Consider the following 17,151-nt stretch of genomic DNA (forward strand, 5'->3'; position numbering starts at 1 on the left):
GGACACCGTGCTCGGTGCGCGAGGCGTGACGAGCGTGTGCCAGACGGTCAGCGCGGGCACGCGGGGAGGCCCGCGTGCTGCGCCACGAGGTCGGCGACGCGCGGGGCGTCGTACGCCGACGTGTCGAGGACGAGGCACGCGCCGCGCTCGAGCAGCGGACCGACGACCTCGCGCAGCTCCAGCTCCCGCTCGAGCTCACCGGGCGCCTTACCCCAGGTGTTGCTCGTGCGGGTGCGCAGCCGCTCGACGGCGACGTCGTCCGGGACGGTGAGCACGACGACGTGCTCGAGCAGCGGGTAGAGCCGGCCCTGGTGGGTCGAGGTGCCCGAGACGACGAGGACGTCGTCGCCCGACGCGGTCCCGAGCAGCTCCCGGACGGCGTCCTCGCGCCACCGCCAGTCCGTCGGCGCCTCCCCACCCTCGCTCGCCCGCCCGTACGACGTCTCGTCGGCCACGAGGTGCGACCACGCCCGGGAGTCGAGGTCGACCGCCCGAACGCCGCGCTCGACCAGCAGCCGGACGGTCGTCGACTTGCCCGTCGCCGACATCCCGGTGACGAGGGTGCGCGTCACGACCCGCGGCTCAGAGCAGGTCGAGGGCGGCCGCGACCACCGCGTCGGCGTCGATCCCGTGGTGCCGGTAGACCGACGCGAGGTCGCCGGACTGCCCGAACCGCGTGACGCCGAGGTGCGTCGCGCGGGTCCGGTTGATCCCGGCGAGGAAGGCCAGGGTGTGCGGGTGGCCGTCGAGGACGGTGACGAGCGGGGCGGCCCGACGGGCGGGGAACGCGCTCTCGAGGACCCACGGCTCGGCGTAGGGGACGGCCTCGCGGCCGGCGCGCGCCTGGACGGCACCGAAGAGCAGGCCGGGGCTCGTCACGACGACGACGTCGGCGGGGGTGCCGAGCGAGGCGAGCCGCTCGGCCGCGGCGAGGGCCTCCGGCACGACGGCGCCCATCGTCGCGATGGTCACCGCCGGCTCGCCGTCGCAGCGCACGAGCGGGTAGGCGCCGGCGACGACCTGGCGGCGCCGGCGCTCGCGGGCGGCCGCGTCGGCCGGGACCGCGGCGAGCGACTGGTCGACCGGGCGGGTCGAGAGGCGCAGGTACGCCGACGTGCCGTCCTGGCGCCCGAGCCGGGCCAGCGACGCGAGCAGCGTCCACTCGACCTCGACGGCGAAGGCCGGCTCGTAGGTGACGCAGCCCGGCTGCTCGAGCCCGACCGACGGCGTCGAGATCGACTGGTGCGCGCCGCCCTCCGGCGCGAGCGACACCCCGGACGGCGTGCCGACGAGGATCGACTGGCCGCCGGCGTAGATCCCGAACGACCACGGCTCGAGGGCCCGCTCGACGAACGGGTCGTACATGACGCCGATCGGCAGCAGCGGCTGGCCCCAGCGCGACCACGTCGCCCCGAGCTCGCCGAGGGCGCCGACGAGGTTGGTCTCGGCGATGCCGAGCTCGAGGTGCTGGCCGGTCGGGCGCTCGCGCCAGTGCAGGATCGTCTCGGGGTCGTCGTCGAACCAGTCGCGCCGCTGCTCGGGCGACCACACGCCGACCTTGTTGACCCAGCCGCCGAGGTTGGTCGAGCTCGAGACGTCGGGGCTGACGGTGACGACGCGTCGGGCCGCCTCCGGTGCCTCGCGGGTGAGGTCGAGCAGCGTCCGCCCGAGCGCCGCCTGCGTCGTCGCGGTGCCGGTCGGGGTGCGGCCGATGTCGGCCGGCAGGGTCGGGGCGGGCGAGGCGTCGTACGTCGTCCGGCGCAGCCGCTGCGCCGTCTCGCGGCAGAGCGCCCCGGCGGGCGAGTCGGCGTCGAACCGCGCCCACGGCGCGTCGACCGAGACCCCCGATCGGGCGGCGAGGTCGGCCATCTGCGCGGCGGTCAGCAGCGAGGAGTGGTTCTGCGGGTGGCCCTCGCTCGCGAGCCCGAAGCCCTTGACGGTGTAGGCGAAGACGACGGTCGGTCGGGTGTCGTCGATGGCCTCGAAGGCCTCGCCGAGGGCCTGCAGGTCGTGGCCGCCGAGGTTGCGGACGGCGGCGTGCAGGGTGGCGTCGTCCACACCGGCGACGAGGTCGCGCAGCGCGTCGGCGTCGGGCTGCCCCTCGGGCAGGCGCTCGCGCAGCTGCGCGGGGGTGCAGCGCAGCAGCCGCTGGTACTCCGGGTTGGGCATCTCGTCGATGCGCCGGCGCAGCGCCTCGCCGCCGGGGAGGGCGAACAGGCTCTCCAGCAGCGCGCCGTACTTGACGGTGAGGACCTGCCAGCCCGCGGCGGCGAACATGCCCTGCAGCCGGGTGGCGCCGATGTTGGGCACGACGCGGTCGAGGCTCTGCCGGTTGAGGTCGACGACCCAGACGACCTCGCCCAGCTCGGCGACCATCGGGTCGAGGACGGTCTCCCACACCGCGCCCTCGTCCAGCTCGGCGTCGCCGACGAGCGACCACTGCCGGCCGGCGCCGACCTGCTCGCCGAGGGTGGTGAGGTAGCGGCGGGCGAGGGCCCCCCAGATCGGCGCGGTCGCGCCGATGCCGACCGAGCCGGTCGAGTAGTCGACCGGGTCGGGGTCCTTCGAGCGCGAGGGGTAGGACTGCAGCCCGCCGAACTCGCGCAGCGTCGTCAGGTGCCGCTCGTCCAGCTCGCCGAGCAGGTAGTTGACCGCGTGCAGCACCGGCGAGGCGTGCGGCTTGACCGAGACCCGGTCGCCGGGGCGCAGCGCGCCGAACCACAGCGCCGTCATGATGCTCGTCATCGACGCGGACGACGCCTGGTGGCCGCCGACCTTGAGCCCGGTCGGGTTGGGGCGCACCCGGTTCGCGTGGTCGACGATCGCGGTGGCGAGCCAGCGGACCCGCTGCTCGACCTGGCCGAGGACGGCGAGCGGGCTGTCGTCGGGGGCGCTCGGGGCAGCGGGGACGGGCGACGGAACGGCGGTGGTCACGGGTCTAGTGCAGCACGCCGTACGGCGTCCTGTGGACCCCGGTCCCGAGGTGGTCCCGACGCAAACCCGTGGTCACCGGCGGCGGCCCGGGGCTACGGTCCGCGGGTGACCGTCCGCCTGCTCGGCCTCAGCCTCGACGTCGCCGACCCCGCCGCCGCGGCGGCCTTCTGGGGCGGGCTGCTGGCGCGTCCGGTGGAGCGGGACGGGGACGCGCTGCGGCTGCCCGGCGACGAGCGTCAGGTGGGGTTGCGGTTCGTGCCCGCGGAGCGCACCCCGGCGCTGCCGCACCTCGTCCACCTGCACGTGACGAGCGACCACGTGGGTGACCAGGACGCGGTCATCCGGCGTGCGCTGGACCTCGGTGCGCGGCTGCGCGACCCGGCAGCGCGGGTGACGGGCGAGGACCACGTCGTCCTCGTCGACCCGGTCAGCGCGGAGCTGTGCGTCATCGAGCCCACCAACGGCTACCTCGCCGGGTGCGGCCCGCTCGGCGAGCTCGCCGGCGACGGCAGTCGCGCGGTCGGGCTGTTCTGGTCCGCGGTCCTCGGGTGGCCGCTGGTCTGGGACCAGGACGACGAGACGGTCGTCCAGTCGCCGTACGGCGGCACGAAGGTCGCCTGGGGCGGCGGTCCCGAGCTGCCGAGGTCCGGGCGCTCCCCGCAGCGGATGGATCTCGTGGCCGACGACGTCGACGCCGAGGTCGCCCGGCTCGTCGGGCTCGGCGCGGCCGTCGTCGGTCGCGACGGCGACCTGGTCGAGCTCACCGACCCCGACGGCACCACCTTCACCCTCGCGGCGGGGTAGCTGTCAGCCGTCGTCTCGCGACAGGTTCTCGGTCAGCGGGTCGATCGCCTCGTCGGCGTTCACGGCGCGGCGGACCGCCTTCTGCCAGTCCTCCCACCGAGCGGGATCCGACTGCGGGTACTGCCCGAACAGGACGAGACCCTCGCCCGGCTCCCGTTCGAGCGCCACGTACTGCTTGGTCAGGAAGAAGGCCGCCCGGAAGGCTTCATCGAGCGTCAGAGTCGTCGGAAGGGCGTCGTCGCTCACAGGGTCAGCCTCGCACCTGAGCGCCGACGGGCTTCGGGGTTACCCGTAGTGATACCGGCAAGCAGCGATGCGGATCTCATCGCCCACGATCTTGTAGACGAGCCTGTGCTCATCGGTGATGCGACGTGACCAGTACCCCGCGAAGTCGTGCTTGAGGGCCTCCGGCTTGCCGATGCCGCTGTTCCCGTTCCGGGTGATGTCTTCAACGAGGGCGTTGACCCGCTTGAGAACCCTGCGATCCTGGGCCTGCCACCACAGGTAGTCCTCCCAGGCGTTCTCGTCCCAGACGAGGAGCACGTCAGTCGGACTCCATCAGGTCGCGGCGCTCACCGCGTCCGGACTCGAGACGCTCCATCGCGTCGAGCAGACGGCGAGCGTTCGCGGGGGAGCGCATCAGGTAGGCGGTCTCCCTCAGCGACTCGTAGTCCTCGAGGGAGACGATGACGACCGACTCGTGACCGGCTCGGGTGATGACGACTTCCTCACGGTCATTGACCACCCCGTCAAGGACCTCCGCGTACCGGGCGCGGGACTCCGTATAGCTCATGGTCTTCATGGACCACCTCCTGTACGGATAACTGTACAGAACGTGTCAAGGCTGCCGCGGGGTGAGCGTCCTGCGGGCACCGAGGTCGTCGAAGCGCTGCGCCGGCCCGGCGAGGACACCGCCGTCCACGGGCAGGACGATCCCGGTCACCCACGACGCGTCGTCGCTGGCGAGGAACGCGACGGCCGCGGCGATGTCCTCCGGCTCGCCGATCCGTCCCAGCGGGTAGAGCGGGGCCAGCGCGTCGGGCTCGCGGTCGTCCCACACCCGGGTGCGGACGGTGCCGGGCGCGACGACGGTGAAGCGGACCGGCCGCTCGCCCTCGCCGACCTTGGACGCGCCGTACCGGACCGAGAGGTTCTGCACGAGGCTGCCGAGTCCGGCCTTCGCGGCGGAGTAGGCGAGCCCGCCGAAGGCGGCGAGCCCGTTGACCGACCCGGTGAGGACGACCGCGCCGCCGTACGGCGACCGCAGCAGCGGGTGGATCGCGGCCTGGACCGTGATGAGCGCGCCGTGCAGCGTCGGCTCGAGCTGCCTGGCCCAGGCGGCGTCGTCGAGGTCGTCGAGGTCCTCGCCGCTCGCGACGCCGACGTTGCCGGCGACGACGTCGAGCCCGCCGAACCGGCTCTGCGCGAGCGCGACCGCCGCGTCGACCGTGGCCCGGTCGGTGACGTCGCACGCGACGCCGACCGTCCGCTCACCCAGGGCCGCCGCTACCTCGGACGCCGCGTCGCCGTCGAGGTCCGCGAGGACGACGGACGCGCCCTCGGAGTGCAGCCGGTGGGCGATGGCCCGGCCGATGCCGTGCGCGGCGCCGGTGACGAGGGCGGTGCGGCCGGTGAACCGGGCCAGGGGGGTGGGGGTCGCGGGCATGCGGGGAGTCTTCCCGACCGGACATAGGAAACCCCACGTCCGGCCCGGGCGCGGCGCGTCAGGACGTGGGGTTCCCTGTGTCCGGTCGGCGGCGGGGACGGGCCTCGGCGACGATCGCGACGGTGTGGACCCGCCCGGTGTGCAGCCAGCGGCTCCACCGGCGGTGCGTCGTCACGAGGTGCCGGGCCACGAGGACGCCCGGCGCCGCGGCGGGTCGGGCGGCCAGCTCCTCGTAGGCGCGCAGCAGCGCCTCGACGACCTCGGCGTGCCGGGCCGTCGTCTCCTGGACCGAGACCGGGACCAGCCCCGCCCGCTCGAGGTCGGTCAGCAGCGTCGCGAGCGGCGTGACCCAGACGGCCTCACCCGGCGGCAGCCGGCGCCGCTCGTCCCCCGTGAGGGGTCGACCCACCTCGGCCGTCACGACGAAGCGACCACCGGGGGCCAGCGCCCCGGCGACCGACCGCAGCAGCGTGGCCCGGTCGCGGAAGGCGAGCAGCGTCTCGAGCAGGAGCACGACGTCGTACGGACCCGGGGGCAGCGGCGGCACCGTGCCGACGACGAAACGCGCTGTGCCGCAGCCTCGCTCGACCGTCGCCACCCTCGCTCGGGCCACCGACACGGGGGACGCGTCCACCCCGAGGTAGTCGCCGCCGAGCTCGGTGACCAGGACGAGACCCGGGCCGCCGGTGCCGCAGCAGACGTCGAGGACGCGGGTGCCGGGCCCGACGCCGGCGCGGCGGGCGAGGCCGAGCAGCTCGGTGCGCGGCAGGAAGCTCTCCTGGCCGACGAACTCGTCGGCGAGGGCCGCCGCCCGGGCCCGCCACAGGGCGTCGTACGCCGCCGCGGGGTCGGCGACCACGGTCTCCCGCTCGCGGGCGCTCACCGCGGCCCCGCGGCCGGGCTGCTGAAGGTCGTGAGGACGCGGTCGCGCAGCGCGTCCATCCGCCACACCGGGGCCCCCGCACCCGGTCGCAGACCCGGCGTCCACCCCCAGCCCTCGACCGCGCGCAGCACGGCCGGGTCGTGCGCGACGACGGTGACCGGGACGTCGTGCCCGGCCCCGGGACCCGTGACGACGGTCGACGGCTGGTGGTCGCCGACGACGAGGACGACCAGGTCGTCGTCGTGCGCGGCGGCGACGAGGTCGACGACGCTGCGCAGCGAGTAGGCGACCGACGTCCGGTAGGCCGCCGGCACCTGCGACGGGTCCTGCCACAGCTGCGCCGCCGACCGGGCCCGCGCCGCGACCGGGCCGAAGACGCGGCCGTCGCCGAGCGTCTCCGCGGGCACGGTGGTCGGCAGCGGGGCCCACGGCGCGTGGCTCGAGGTCAGCTCGACCTGGGCCATGACGGGTGGGCCGCCTCGGCGTTCGCGCGGCGCGAGCTCGAGCCGCTGGAGGGCGGCGAGCGCGTACTGGTCGGGCATCGTCGAGAAGCCGAACGTCGGGCCGGCGTACCCGAGGTCGTCGCGGCCGTAGACCCGGTCGAACCGGTAGAACGCCCGACCCTGCGGCCAGCTGCCGACCGTCGACGGGACGACGGCGACCGTGCGCCAGCCGTCGCGGGCGAAGACCGACGAGAGGGTCGGGCGGGAGGAGGCCAGCAGGGCGTCGTACCGGCTCTGGCGGTCGACCCACAGTCCGGACTGGAGCGTGGAGTGCGCGAACCAGCTGCCGGCGCCGAAGGTGCTCGAGGTGAGCCAGCCGCTGCGCGCGCCGAAGCCGGCGGCGGCCAGCGTGCCCGTCGCCGCGTCGAGCTGGTCGCGCAGCGGCGCGCTCGCGTCGCCCTCGAGGGCGACCCGGCCGTAGCTCTCGACGACGACGAGCAGGACGTCCTTGCCGCGCAGCCCGGCGAGGTCGGTCGACGCGGCCGACCCCAGCGGGTCGTCGGCCAGCTCGCGCCGGAAGGTCGCCGCGTCGGCGAGGGCGGCGCGCGCGGAGGTCACCTCCGAGACGACGTACGGCGCCCCGTCGGCCGCGGCGAGCGACGTGCCCGCCGGCCCGCGGACCCCCGTCGCCGCGAGCAGCGCCCAGCCGGCTGCGGCCGCCGCGACGACGACCGCGGACCGGCGTCGCCGACGACCGGCGGCGCGGGCCGTCCGGGCGAGCGCCCACGGCGTGCCGAGGACGACGAGCGCGAGCAGCCCGACGACCGCGACCACCGCGCCGGCGGCCACGACCGGACCCTGCGAGTCGCGCAGGAAGGACAGGCCCGGTCCGAGCGACGACAGGTCGGTGACGACGTCGAACGGCCGGTCGAGCACCGCCGCGCTGCCGAGGTCGAGGAGCCGGGCGAGGACGACCAGGCCGAGCCCGAGGCCGAGCACCGTGGCGACGGCGCGGCGCCACCGGTCGGGGGTGACGACGAGCGCCGCCGCGACCGCGACGGCCTCGACCGGGAGCCGCAATGTTCCGGCGAGGGACAGCCGGTCGGGTCGTCCCGGCAGGAGCAGGGCGCACCACGCCAGGACGAGGAGCGCGGCGGCCAGGACGTGGGCGAGATTGCGGCGCAACGGGATGCGGCGGCGAGGCTCCGGTGCGGACGCATCGGGGGTCGGCGCGGCGGGGGCGCGCCGCCGCCACAGCCACAGCACGTCCCGGCCGAACGACTCGGCGAGCAACCCGAGGACGACGAGCCCGACGACCAGGGCCGCGGCCGACGGCAGCAGACCGGTGGCGAGGACGGTCAGCCCCACCCCGGCGGCGGCGGCGACGACTTTGCGCCAGTAGCGGAACGGCAGCGCCGCCCCCAGCCACGGCCGCGCCAGACCGGCGGCGCCGAAGGCGTAGCGCACCACCCCCGCGGCCACCAGCCACCACCCGGCGACCGACCCGGCGGCGACGCCGAGCACGAGGATGAGCGCCGCGTCGGTCTCCCCGTCGAAGCGTGCGCCGAACCGGCTGACCGTGCCCGTCCGGCGCGCGACCGGCCCGTCCACCGCGTCGAGGGCGAGCGCCATCGCGGCGGTCGTCACGAGCGGCGCGGTGACCGCGCGCCCGGTGAGCGACTCGGCGGTGAGCGCGGCGACCAGGCAGCCGAGCCCGGCGCGGGTGAGGGTGACGAGGTCGGCCGCGGACAGGCGGGTCCGTCCCGTGTGCTCGGCGCCGACGTCGACGAGGTGGAGCAGCACCGCGGCGGCCGTGAGCCCCACGACCCACCCGACCGGGCCGACCTGGCCCTCCCCGGCGAGCCCGACCTGCCCGAGGACGAGCAGGACGAGGGCGCTCACCCGGGCGGTGGTGACCGGGAGCCCGGCGGCGAGGCGTCCGACGGCCGCGGAGGCGGTCACGCCGGCCACCGCTCGTCGTCGTCGCGCTCGTCGACCGCCCCGTGGTCCAGCGCTGCGGGCGCCTCGCCGAGCACCCCCAGGGTGTGGCCGCCGCGGGCCTTGGTCGCGAGGTACCGGGCGTTGTCGGGGGACCAGTGCACACCGGTCGCGACGCTCGCGCGGACCCGGATCCCGAGGGCGCGCAGCTGGGCGGTCTTGTCGGGGTTGTTGGTCAGCAGGTCGACCTCGGGCGCGCCCAGGGCGAGCAGCATCTGCGCGGCGACGGTGTAGTCGCGCGAGTCGGCGGGGTGGCCCAGGGCGAGGTTCGCCTCGTAGGTGTCGAGGCCCTCGTCCTGCAGCGCGTACGCGTCGAGCTTGGCGTAGAGCCCGATCCCGCGACCCTCCTGCCGCAGGTACAGCACGTGCCCGCCGGCGTCGGCGACCCGCTCGACGGCCTCGCGCAGCTGCGGGCCGCAGTCGCACCGCCGGCTGCCGAGCACGTCGCCGGTGAGGCACTCGCTGTGCAGTCGCACGACGGGGGTACGGCGCCGCGTCGGCCCGCCGAGGGTGAGGGCCAGGTGCTCACGCCCGTCGACGAGCCCGGTGAAGCTGCTGACGCGGGCCGTGGTGCGGTACCCGTCGGGGAAGCGCAGCGGCACCTCGACCGTGGTCCGCACGGCGGCGGGCGGGGGGACGTCGGGACGGGTGCTCATCGGTCGGCACCTCCGGGGCCGTCGAGGTCGAAGCGGTCGGACAGCGCGTAGCGCAGCAGGACGACGTCGCCCAGCCGACGCACCTCGCGCAGGTCGGCGCGGCGGTCGCGGTGCCACGGCAGCCGACCGTCGGCGACCACGCGGTGGGCGCCCGGCTCGGCGACGAAGAACGGGGCGACGACGACGTGCAGCTCGTCGGCGAGCGACCCGGCCAGCAGCTGGGTGTGCACCTGCTGGCCGCCCTCGACGAGCAGCCGGCGCACTCCCTGCTCGGCGAGGTCGGCGAGCACCCAGTCCATCGACGGGTGCCGGCCGGCGGCGACGACCCGGGCCCGACCCGCGAGCCGGGTCCGCGTCTCGCGGGCGACCGCGAGCGGGCAGTAGACCGATGCGCCGCCCTCGCCCGGCGCGAACAGCGCCGCGGTGGGGGACAGGTCGGCGTGCCGGGTGACGGTGACCCGGTGCGGGGTCGCGGGGCGGCCACTGGCGGTGCGGGCGGCGCGCCGTCGCGGCTCGCGCACCTGCAGGCGCGGGTCGTCGGCGCGGACGGTCCCGGCGCCGACGAGGACGGCGTCGCAGGCGGCGCGGACGGCGTCGACGCGGTCGAGGTCCTCGGGGCTGGAGAGCACGAGCCGGCGGCCGGAGGTGTCGTCGAGGCACCCGTCGAGCGACGCGGCCCAGCTGAGGACGGTGTACGGGCGGTCAGGCACGGGCGGTCTCCTCCTCGACGGGGGCCGCAACGGGCCGTACGGCGCCCCGTCGGCCCCGTCGGCCCCGTCGGCCCCGTCGGCCCCGGGTCGCGACGACGAGCAGGCCCGGAAGCGTCGCCGCGAGCCCGAGGGCGCCGTACGCCACGGCGACGGCGAGCCCGGTCGCCGGGGACAGCCCGACGGTGGTGAAGGCCCACGCGGCGGCGCCCTCGCGCGGCCCCCAGCCGGCGACGTTGATCGGCAGCCCGCCGGCGAGCAGGACGAGCAGCACGGGGCCGAGGAGCCGCGGCGACGGCGCCACCCCGACCGCCCGCGCGGCGAGCAGGAGCGTCGCGACGTGCGTCGCGAGGACGGCGAGCGAGAGACCCGTGAGCGCGGCGACCGTCCGCGGCGCGGCGAGGGCCCGCAGGTCGGTGCGCACCACCGCGACCGCCGGACGCCCCCGCCGCCGTACGGCGCCCCGGACCCACCAGGCACCCGCCGCGACCAGCGCCGCGGCGCCGACGACCTCGAGGACGGTGCCCGACCCCCGCCGGACCGCCACCGCGGTCAGCGCCGGCAGCGCGCACAGCGCGAGGACCACCTGCCCGGCGCTGCGTTCCCAGACGACGGCCCGCAGCCCGCGGGCCACGTCGTCGGCGGCCCGGCCCTGCCGGACGGCGCGGCCGACGTCGCCGACCACCCCGCCGGGCAGCACGGAGTTGAGCAGCTGCGCGCGGTAGCACTCGGCCACCGCGCCGCGCCACGCCAACGGCAGGCCCAGGCGGTCGGACACGACCCGCCACCGCAGGGCGGCCAGCGCCGTCCCGACCGCGCCGACGGCGACGGCCGCGGCGACGGTGGCCGGGTCGACCGACCTCAGCCCCCGCCCGGCGGCCGACGGCCCGACCGCGACGACGACGGCCACGAGGACGACGACCCCGCCGATCACGGACCACCCGGGTCGGTCGGGTCGGTCGGGTCGGCGCCGCCCGGTCACCGCTCCTCCCGCGGCCCGGCCAGCAGGTCGGCGTGCCCGACGCTCGCGCGCAGCCGGCCCTGGGCGGTCTCGGTGCGGCGGCGGGTGAGGTAGGCGGCGGCCTGCCGGGCCAGTCCGGGCTCGTGCTCGACGGCCGCCCCGACCCAGCCCTCGAGCCAGGCGAGCAGCAGCGCGGACCCGCCCGGCTCGTCCGGCCCGAGCCGCCAGGGGGACGGGGTGACGTGGACCTCGCGCCCGGCCGCCTCGAGGAGCGCGGTCGCCCGGGTCGGCGCGTCGGGTCCGAGCAGCGGTCCCCGGGGCGAGACCCGGCGCTGGTGGTCGTCGAAGGCGACGGCGAGGACGGCGTCGAGCGGGTCGTCGGGCGCGAGCCGGACCCTGCCGGTCACCGACAGCGCGAGCAGCAGCGGGCACCCGGGGGCGAGGGCCGCCCCCAGCAGACCCTCGAGCTCGTCGGCGGTGAGCAGGTCGAGCAGCGCCGACGTCGCGACGAGGTCCGCGCCGGCCAGCGCGCCCGCGTCGAGCGCGGCGACGTCGTCCACCCGCGTCGACACCTCGACCGGCCCGTCGGCGATGGGCGGTCGCTCCTCGGCGAGCGTCAGCAGGTCGGCGTCGATGTCGTGCAGGACCCACCGTTGGCGCCCGCCCAGCAGCGGGGCCAGCCACCGCCCGAGCGACCCGTCGCCGCTGCCGAGGTCGTGCACGACCGCCACGGCGTCGGACGGCAGCCACCCGCGCAGCCGCTCGACGAGCTCGACCGACCGGGCCGCCGCGTCGGCGGGCTCGCGCAGCCGCAGCCACGACGGGGCGACCCGGGTGCGCAGCGCGGTCACGCCGCCACCCCCGCGGCGACGTCGGCGAGGACGGCGTCGACGGCGTGCGCCGTCGTGTCCCAGCCGGCGAGGTGGTCGCGGCGACGCCGCGCGCGGTCGCGCCAGCGGGTGCGCCGTCCGGCGTCGGTGAGCCAGCCGAGCAGCGCCGTGGCGAGCGCGTCGGGGCCGGCGGGGACGAGGGTGCCGGGCCGGCCGTCGGGGGTCGTGCCGAGCGCCTCGGGCAGCCCGCCGACGGCGCTGCCGAGCACCGGCACCCCGTGCCCGAGCGCCTCGGTGACGACCAGCCCGTAGGTCTCGACCCGCGACGGCACGACGAGCAGGTCGGCGCCCGCCCACGCCGCGTCGAGGTCGGCGCCGGCGAGCGGTCCGGTGAGGGTGACGCGGCCGGCGAAGGCGGCGGCGCGGCGCCGTACGTCCTCGGCGAAGGCGGGGTCGACGTCGGTGGAGCCGACGATCCGCGCGCTCCAGTCGCGCCGGCCGCGGTCGTCGAGCCGGGCGAGCGCGTCGAGCAGGACGTCCTGGCCCTTGACCGCCGTCACCGCACCGACGCACAGCAGCCGGCCGCCGGGCCCGTACGGCGCGACCGGCGCGCGGTCCGCGCCCGGCAGCGCCACCCGCACCCGGTGCGGTTCGAGCCCGTACGACGTCTCCAGCCACCTCGCCGTCCACCGGCTCGTCGTGACGACCGCGTCGACGGCGGCGAGGACGGCCGACTCGACCCGGACGACCGGTGACCGCGGGTCGGCGCCGACCCCGAGCGGGAGGTGGACGATCACGACGAGGCGCAGCCGCCCCCGGTGCTCGAGCACCGCGAAGGGCGCTCCGCCGGCGAGCAGGCCGTCGACGACGGCGACCGCCCCGTCTGGCAGCCGGCCGAGTGCCACCTCGAGCGCGACGTCCGCGCCCGGCCAGGGCCCGGGCACCGGGTCGACGACGACGGTGCGGCCGAGCGCGGTGAGGCTGGCCGCGAGCCGGCGGTCGTAGGTGTTGCCGCCGCTCGGCCGGCGCGGGTCGTCGACGCCCTGGGGGACGACGAGGTGGACGGTGCTCACAGCGGTCGCTCGTAGGAGGCCGACGCGACGTGCGACTCGTGCAGGACGACCCGCACGCCCGCGAGCCGCGCCGGGTCGGTGCCGAGGTCGCCGCCGTGGGCGCGCTCGACGAGCCGGTCGGCGACGACCTGCGCGAGCCGCTCGGTCGTCGTCAGCACGCCCGCGAGCGACGGCTCGTCGTCGAGGTTGCGCATCGTCAGTCCGGCGAGCACGTCGTGCAGGACGTCGGCCGCGCGGGCGATGTCGACGACGACGCCGAGGTCGTCGAGCTCGGCCGCGCTGATCGTCGCGTCGACGACGTACGTCGCGCCGTGCAGCCGCTGCGCCGGACCGAAGGCCTCCCCGGGCAGGCTGTGGGCGATCATCATGTGGTCGCGCAGGGTCACGCCGAACACGGGTCCTCCTCGTCGTAGCGGATGGTGTGGCACAGCGCCGGCAGCCGGCCGTCGGTGAGCCGGGGCAGGACGTCGGGCAGGTCGGCGAAGGGCGACTCGCCGGTGAGCAGCCCGTCGAAGGCCGGGTCGTCGAGCAGCCGCAGCGCCAGCTCGAGCCGGTCGCGGGTCGTGCGTCGCGTGCGGCGGACGGGCGAGACGGCGCCGACCTGGCTGGCGCGGACCGCGAGCCGACCGCTGTGGAACCGGCCGCCCAGCCGGAGGGTGACGGGCGCGTCGCCGTACCAGCTGAGGTCGAGCACCTCCCCCTCGTCGCCGAGCAGGTCGAGCGCCAGCTGGAGCCCGGCCGAGGTGGCGCTCGCGTGGACGACGAGGTCCTGCCCGCCGTCCGCGTCCTCCGGGACCGCGAACCGCGCGCCGAGCCGGGCGGCGACGTCGGCCCGCTCGGGCCGGACGTCGACCACGGTGACCTCCACCCCCGGCAGCCGCGCGAGCAGCCGCGCCGTCGCGAGCCCGACCATCCCGCCCCCGACGACGGTGACCCGGTCGCCGACGAGCGGGGCGGCGTCCCACAGCGCGTTGACCGCCGTCTCGACCGTGCCGGCGAGGACGGCCCGCCGGGCCGGGACGCCGTCGGGGAGGGGGACGACGGCGGCGGCGGGCACGACGTACGCGCTCTGGTGCGGGAACAGGCAGAAGACGTCGCGGCCGAGCAGGGTCCGCGGGCCGCGCTCGACGCGGCCGACGCTGAGGTAGCCGTACTTCACCGGGCCCGGGAAGTGCCCGTCCTGGAACGGTGCTCGCATCCGCTCGGCCTCGCCGGGGGGCACCCGTCCGGCGAAGACGAGCGTCTCCGTGCCGCGGCTGACCCCGGTGTGGGTCGTGCGGACGAGGACGTCGTCGGGTCCGGGCTCCGGGAGGGGCACCGTGCGCAGCTCGCCGACGCCGGGCTCGCGCAGCCAGAACGCCCTGGCCACCAGGTGGGTCACCGCACCTCCTCGTCCGCACCTCCCCCGACCCTGAGGACGACGGCGGTGGCGAAACGGTTCACGCAACGAGCGACCTGGGATCCTGCGCGTCGGGGCGCGATCCCTAGGGTGGGTCGATGGAGAGCGGCGACCTCACCCTGGCCGACGGACGCACCCTGCACTGGTACGACGCCGGCGGCGACGGCGCGCCCGTGGTCTGGCACCACGGCACCGGCAACACCGGCGAGCCGCCGCAGCCGCTGCTCGCCGGGGCGGCGCGCCGCGGGCTGCGGTTCCTGGGCCTCGACCGGCCGGGGTACGGCGGCTCGACCCCGCTCACCGGGCGCGACGTCGCCGAGGCGGCCCGGCTGACCCAGGCGCTCGCCGACCACCGCGGGCTGGGGCGGTTTGCCGTCCTCGGGCACAGCGGCGGCGGGCCGCACGCGCTCGCCTGCGGCGCGCTGCTCGGCGACCGGGTGACCGCGGCGGTGTCGGTCGCCGGGCCGGCGCCGCTGGGGCCGGTCGCCGCCGAGGGCCGCGACTGGTACGCCGGTTTCGCGCCGTACGGCGCCGCGTCGCTGCGAGCGGCGGAGCAGGGTCGCGCCGCGCGGATGGCCTACGAGGAGTCGGGCGCCGACGACGACTTCGGCTTCCTGCCCTCGGACGAGGAGGCGCTGCGCGGCGAGTGGTCGTGGTTCCTCACCGTCGTGCGCAGCGGCAACGCCAACGGTCCCGGCCCATCGGTCGACGACGACCTCGCGACGGTCACCGCCTGGGGGTACGACGTCGAGGACGTCGCCTGCCCGACGCTGCTCGTCCACGGCGCCGAGGACCGGGTCGTCCCCGCCGCGCACTCGCGGTGGCTGGCCCGGCACGTGCCCGGTGCGCAGCTGTGGGAGGAGCCGGAGGTCGGCCACCTCGGCGTCCTCGTCCGGCGGGGGGACGACGTCCTGGGATGGGTGCAAGCCCAGGCGCCGGATTCTGAGTAAGAACGGTACGATTCTTACCGTGATGGTGACGGACAAGGGGCAGGTGACGATCCCCAAGCACCTGCGGGACGAGCTGGGCATCGGGCCAGGCACCTCGGTCGAGTTCGAGCTCGAGGGGGATCGCCTGGTCGTGCGCAAGGCCGTGGACCGTCCCAGCCGAGGACAGCGCCTCGTCGAGCGGATGCGGGGACGGGGCGATGTGTCCCTGACGACCGACGAGATCATGGCGCTCACCCGGGCCGACTGACGTGGAGACGCTCGTCGACAGCAACGTCATCCTCGACGTGTTCACCGACGACCGAGTGTGGGGTGACTGGTCGGCGACGGCCTTGGCCCAGGCCGCGGACCGAGGCCCGTTGATCATCAACCCCATCATCTACGGCGAAGTGTCCACGCGATTCGTCCGCGTCGAGGACCTCGACGACGCGCTGCCGGCTGAGGGTTTCCGACGCGACGCGCTGCCCTGGGACGCAGCGTTCCTGGCCGCCAAAGCCTTCGCCGACGACCGACGGCGCGGAGGCATCCGCACCTCCACGCTCCCTGATTTCCTCATCGGTGCCCACGCAGCGGTGCGAGGGTTCACCCTGCTGACGCGGGACGTCGCCCGGTATCGGACGTCCTACCCCACGGTGGCGCTGATAGCGCCGCGCGCGGAAGGTCGATCCTCGTCCTGACTGCGTGACAGAGTGACGCCATGGTGACCTTCGCGCTCGACGACGAGCAGCGGGCCTGGCAGCAGACGGCGCGCGACTTCCTCGAGAAGGAGGTCGTGCCGTTCCGCGCCGAGTGGGACCGGCGTGAGTCGGTCGACACCGCCGTCATCCCGAAGATGGGGGAGGTCGGCTTCTTCGGCCTCACCGTCCCCGAGGAGTACGGCGGTCTCGGCGGCGACTACGTGTCCTACGTCCTGGGGATGGAGGAGCTCGGCCGCGCCGACTCCGCCGTCCGCGGCATCGTGTCGGTGTCGATGGGCCTGGTCGGCAAGATCGTCCTCGAGCACGGCAGCGAGGAGCAGAAACAGCGCTGGCTGCCCGGCATCGCCGCCGGCACGACGCTCGGGTGCTTCGGCCTCACCGAGCCCGACCACGGCTCGGACGCCGGCCACCTGCGCACCCGCGCCCGCCGCGACGGCTCGGACTGGGTCATCGACGGGACGAAGATCTTCATCACCAACGGCACCTGGGCCGACGTCGCCCTCGTCTTCGCCCGCACCGGCGAGGACGGCCCCCGCGGCATCTCGGCCTTCCTCGTCCCGACCGACAGCCCCGGCTTCGAGCGGCGCGAGATCACCGGCAAGCTCGGGCTGCGCGGCCAGGCGACGGCCGAGCTGACCTTCACCGGCTGCCGCGTCCCCGCCGACGCGCTGGTCGGCGAGGAGGGCAAGGGCTTCCGCTACGCGATGGCCTCGCTCGACAAGGGGCGCGTCTCCATCGCCGCCAGCTGCGTCGGCCTGGTGCAGGCGGCGCTCGAGGAGTCGGTGCGCTACGCAGGGGAGCGGCGCCAGTTCGGCAAGCCGATCGCGTCGTACCAGCTCGTGCAGGAGCTCATCGCCGACATGTCCGTCGACGCCGACGCGGCGCGGATGCTCGTCTGGCGGGCGGCCGACCTCATCGAGCGCGGCCAGCCGTTCACCGTCGCGGCGAGCAAGGCGAAGTACTTCGCCTCCGAGGCCGCGGTCCGCGCCGCCAACAACGCGATCCAGGTCTTCGGCGGCTACGGCTACGTCGACGACTACCCGGTGCAGAAGCTCATGCGTGACGCCCGGGTGATGACGCTGTACGAAGGCACCTCGCAGATCCAGAAGCTCATCATCGGTCGCGCGGAGACGGGGATCAGCGCGTTCTGAC

20 protein-coding genes are annotated in these 17,151 nt (G+C 76.2%); 5 read left to right on the forward strand and 15 right to left on the reverse strand.

Features of this window, described 5'->3' with window-relative positions; translation table 11 throughout:
* Positions 1-47: 47 nt before the first annotated feature.
* Both FB458_RS07740 and FB458_RS07745 read right to left on the reverse strand, forming a co-directional pair.
* Positions 48-572 (reverse strand): AAA family ATPase, encoded by a 525-nt coding sequence (locus FB458_RS07740; protein ID WP_141847987.1) that lies wholly within the window; start codon positions 570-572, stop codon positions 48-50.
* Between the two features lie 10 nt (positions 573-582).
* Positions 583-2,934 carry a transketolase-like TK C-terminal-containing protein gene (locus FB458_RS07745; protein ID WP_141847988.1) on the reverse strand — a complete coding sequence of 784 codons (2,352 nt, stop codon included), beginning with the start codon at positions 2,932-2,934 and terminating at the stop codon, positions 583-585.
* Positions 2,935-3,039: 105 nt separating this feature from the next.
* On the opposite strand from FB458_RS07745, the gene FB458_RS07750 reads away from it, so the two are divergent.
* The gene (locus tag FB458_RS07750) at positions 3,040-3,738 is read left to right on the forward strand and encodes a VOC family protein (protein ID WP_141847989.1); all 699 of its coding nucleotides are present in this window, start codon (positions 3,040-3,042) and stop codon (positions 3,736-3,738) included.
* Positions 3,739-3,741: 3 nt separating this feature from the next.
* Here the strand turns inward: FB458_RS07750 and FB458_RS07755 are convergent, their stop codons facing one another.
* Genes FB458_RS07755 through FB458_RS07815 form a run of 13 tightly spaced genes read right to left on the reverse strand, consistent with a single transcriptional unit; the run spans position 3,742 to position 14,336 of the window.
* Positions 3,742-3,984: a hypothetical protein gene (locus tag FB458_RS07755; protein ID WP_141847990.1), complete on the reverse strand. Its 243-nt coding sequence runs from the start codon at positions 3,982-3,984 to the stop codon at positions 3,742-3,744.
* Positions 3,985-4,023: 39 nt separating this feature from the next.
* Entirely contained in the window at positions 4,024-4,281 is a 258-nt protein-coding gene (locus tag FB458_RS07760; protein WP_141847991.1) for a Txe/YoeB family addiction module toxin, read from the reverse strand.
* Between the two features lies 1 nt (position 4,282).
* Positions 4,283-4,540 carry a type II toxin-antitoxin system Phd/YefM family antitoxin gene (locus FB458_RS07765; RefSeq protein WP_141847992.1) on the reverse strand — a complete coding sequence of 86 codons (258 nt, stop codon included), beginning with the start codon at positions 4,538-4,540 and terminating at the stop codon, positions 4,283-4,285.
* Positions 4,541-4,576: 36 nt separating this feature from the next.
* Entirely contained in the window at positions 4,577-5,404 is an 828-nt protein-coding gene (locus tag FB458_RS07770; protein ID WP_211355963.1) for an SDR family NAD(P)-dependent oxidoreductase, read from the reverse strand.
* Between the two features lie 58 nt (positions 5,405-5,462).
* On the reverse strand, positions 5,463-6,287 hold the full coding sequence (locus tag FB458_RS07775; RefSeq protein ID WP_170185596.1) for a class I SAM-dependent methyltransferase: 825 nt from the start codon (positions 6,285-6,287) through the stop codon (positions 5,463-5,465).
* On the reverse strand, positions 6,284-8,692 hold the full coding sequence (locus FB458_RS07780) for a CDP-alcohol phosphatidyltransferase family protein (RefSeq protein ID WP_170185597.1): 2,409 nt from the start codon (positions 8,690-8,692) through the stop codon (positions 6,284-6,286). Before FB458_RS07780 ends, FB458_RS07775 begins: the two co-directional genes overlap by 4 nt.
* Complete coding sequence (locus tag FB458_RS07785) at positions 8,689-9,384, reverse strand: GTP cyclohydrolase II (protein ID WP_141847995.1); 696 nt, start codon at positions 9,382-9,384, stop codon at positions 8,689-8,691. Before FB458_RS07785 ends, FB458_RS07780 begins: the two co-directional genes overlap by 4 nt.
* A complete protein-coding gene (locus FB458_RS07790) occupies positions 9,381-10,094 on the reverse strand; it encodes a RibD family protein (protein WP_141847996.1) in 714 nt (237 codons plus the stop codon). The genes FB458_RS07785 and FB458_RS07790 overlap by 4 nt, the downstream gene beginning before the upstream one ends.
* A complete protein-coding gene (locus FB458_RS07795; RefSeq protein WP_141847997.1) occupies positions 10,087-11,025 on the reverse strand; it encodes a lysylphosphatidylglycerol synthase transmembrane domain-containing protein in 939 nt (312 codons plus the stop codon). The genes FB458_RS07790 and FB458_RS07795 overlap by 8 nt, the downstream gene beginning before the upstream one ends.
* Before the next feature lie 44 nt (positions 11,026-11,069).
* The gene (locus FB458_RS07800) at positions 11,070-11,903 is read right to left on the reverse strand and encodes an SAM-dependent methyltransferase (RefSeq protein WP_141847998.1); all 834 of its coding nucleotides are present in this window, start codon (positions 11,901-11,903) and stop codon (positions 11,070-11,072) included.
* On the reverse strand, positions 11,900-12,955 hold the full coding sequence (locus tag FB458_RS07805; protein WP_141847999.1) for a glycosyltransferase family 4 protein: 1,056 nt from the start codon (positions 12,953-12,955) through the stop codon (positions 11,900-11,902). The genes FB458_RS07800 and FB458_RS07805 overlap by 4 nt, the downstream gene beginning before the upstream one ends.
* Complete coding sequence (locus tag FB458_RS07810; protein WP_141848000.1) at positions 12,952-13,350, reverse strand: 6-pyruvoyl trahydropterin synthase family protein; 399 nt, start codon at positions 13,348-13,350, stop codon at positions 12,952-12,954. The genes FB458_RS07805 and FB458_RS07810 overlap by 4 nt, the downstream gene beginning before the upstream one ends.
* Entirely contained in the window at positions 13,338-14,336 is a 999-nt protein-coding gene (locus FB458_RS07815) for a zinc-dependent alcohol dehydrogenase (RefSeq protein WP_342778036.1), read from the reverse strand. The genes FB458_RS07810 and FB458_RS07815 overlap by 13 nt, the downstream gene beginning before the upstream one ends.
* Before the next feature lie 116 nt (positions 14,337-14,452).
* Between FB458_RS07815 and FB458_RS07820 the strand changes: the two genes are divergently transcribed.
* Genes FB458_RS07820 through FB458_RS07835 form a run of 4 tightly spaced genes read left to right on the forward strand, consistent with a single transcriptional unit; the run spans position 14,453 to position 17,150 of the window.
* Complete coding sequence (locus FB458_RS07820; protein ID WP_141848001.1) at positions 14,453-15,304, forward strand: alpha/beta fold hydrolase; 852 nt, start codon at positions 14,453-14,455, stop codon at positions 15,302-15,304.
* 22 nt (positions 15,305-15,326) lie between these two features.
* Positions 15,327-15,551, forward strand: a complete 225-nt coding sequence (locus FB458_RS07825; RefSeq protein ID WP_246061515.1) for an AbrB/MazE/SpoVT family DNA-binding domain-containing protein — start codon at positions 15,327-15,329, stop codon at positions 15,549-15,551.
* 1 nt (position 15,552) lies between these two features.
* Positions 15,553-15,978, forward strand: a complete 426-nt coding sequence (locus FB458_RS07830) for a type II toxin-antitoxin system VapC family toxin (RefSeq protein WP_141848003.1) — start codon at positions 15,553-15,555, stop codon at positions 15,976-15,978.
* Positions 15,979-15,998: 20 nt separating this feature from the next.
* Complete coding sequence (locus FB458_RS07835) at positions 15,999-17,150, forward strand: acyl-CoA dehydrogenase family protein (protein ID WP_141848004.1); 1,152 nt, start codon at positions 15,999-16,001, stop codon at positions 17,148-17,150.
* Position 17,151: the final 1 nt, after the last annotated feature.

The organism is Lapillicoccus jejuensis (assembly GCF_006715055.1).
Classification (GTDB): domain Bacteria; phylum Actinomycetota; class Actinomycetes; order Actinomycetales; family Dermatophilaceae; genus Lapillicoccus; species Lapillicoccus jejuensis.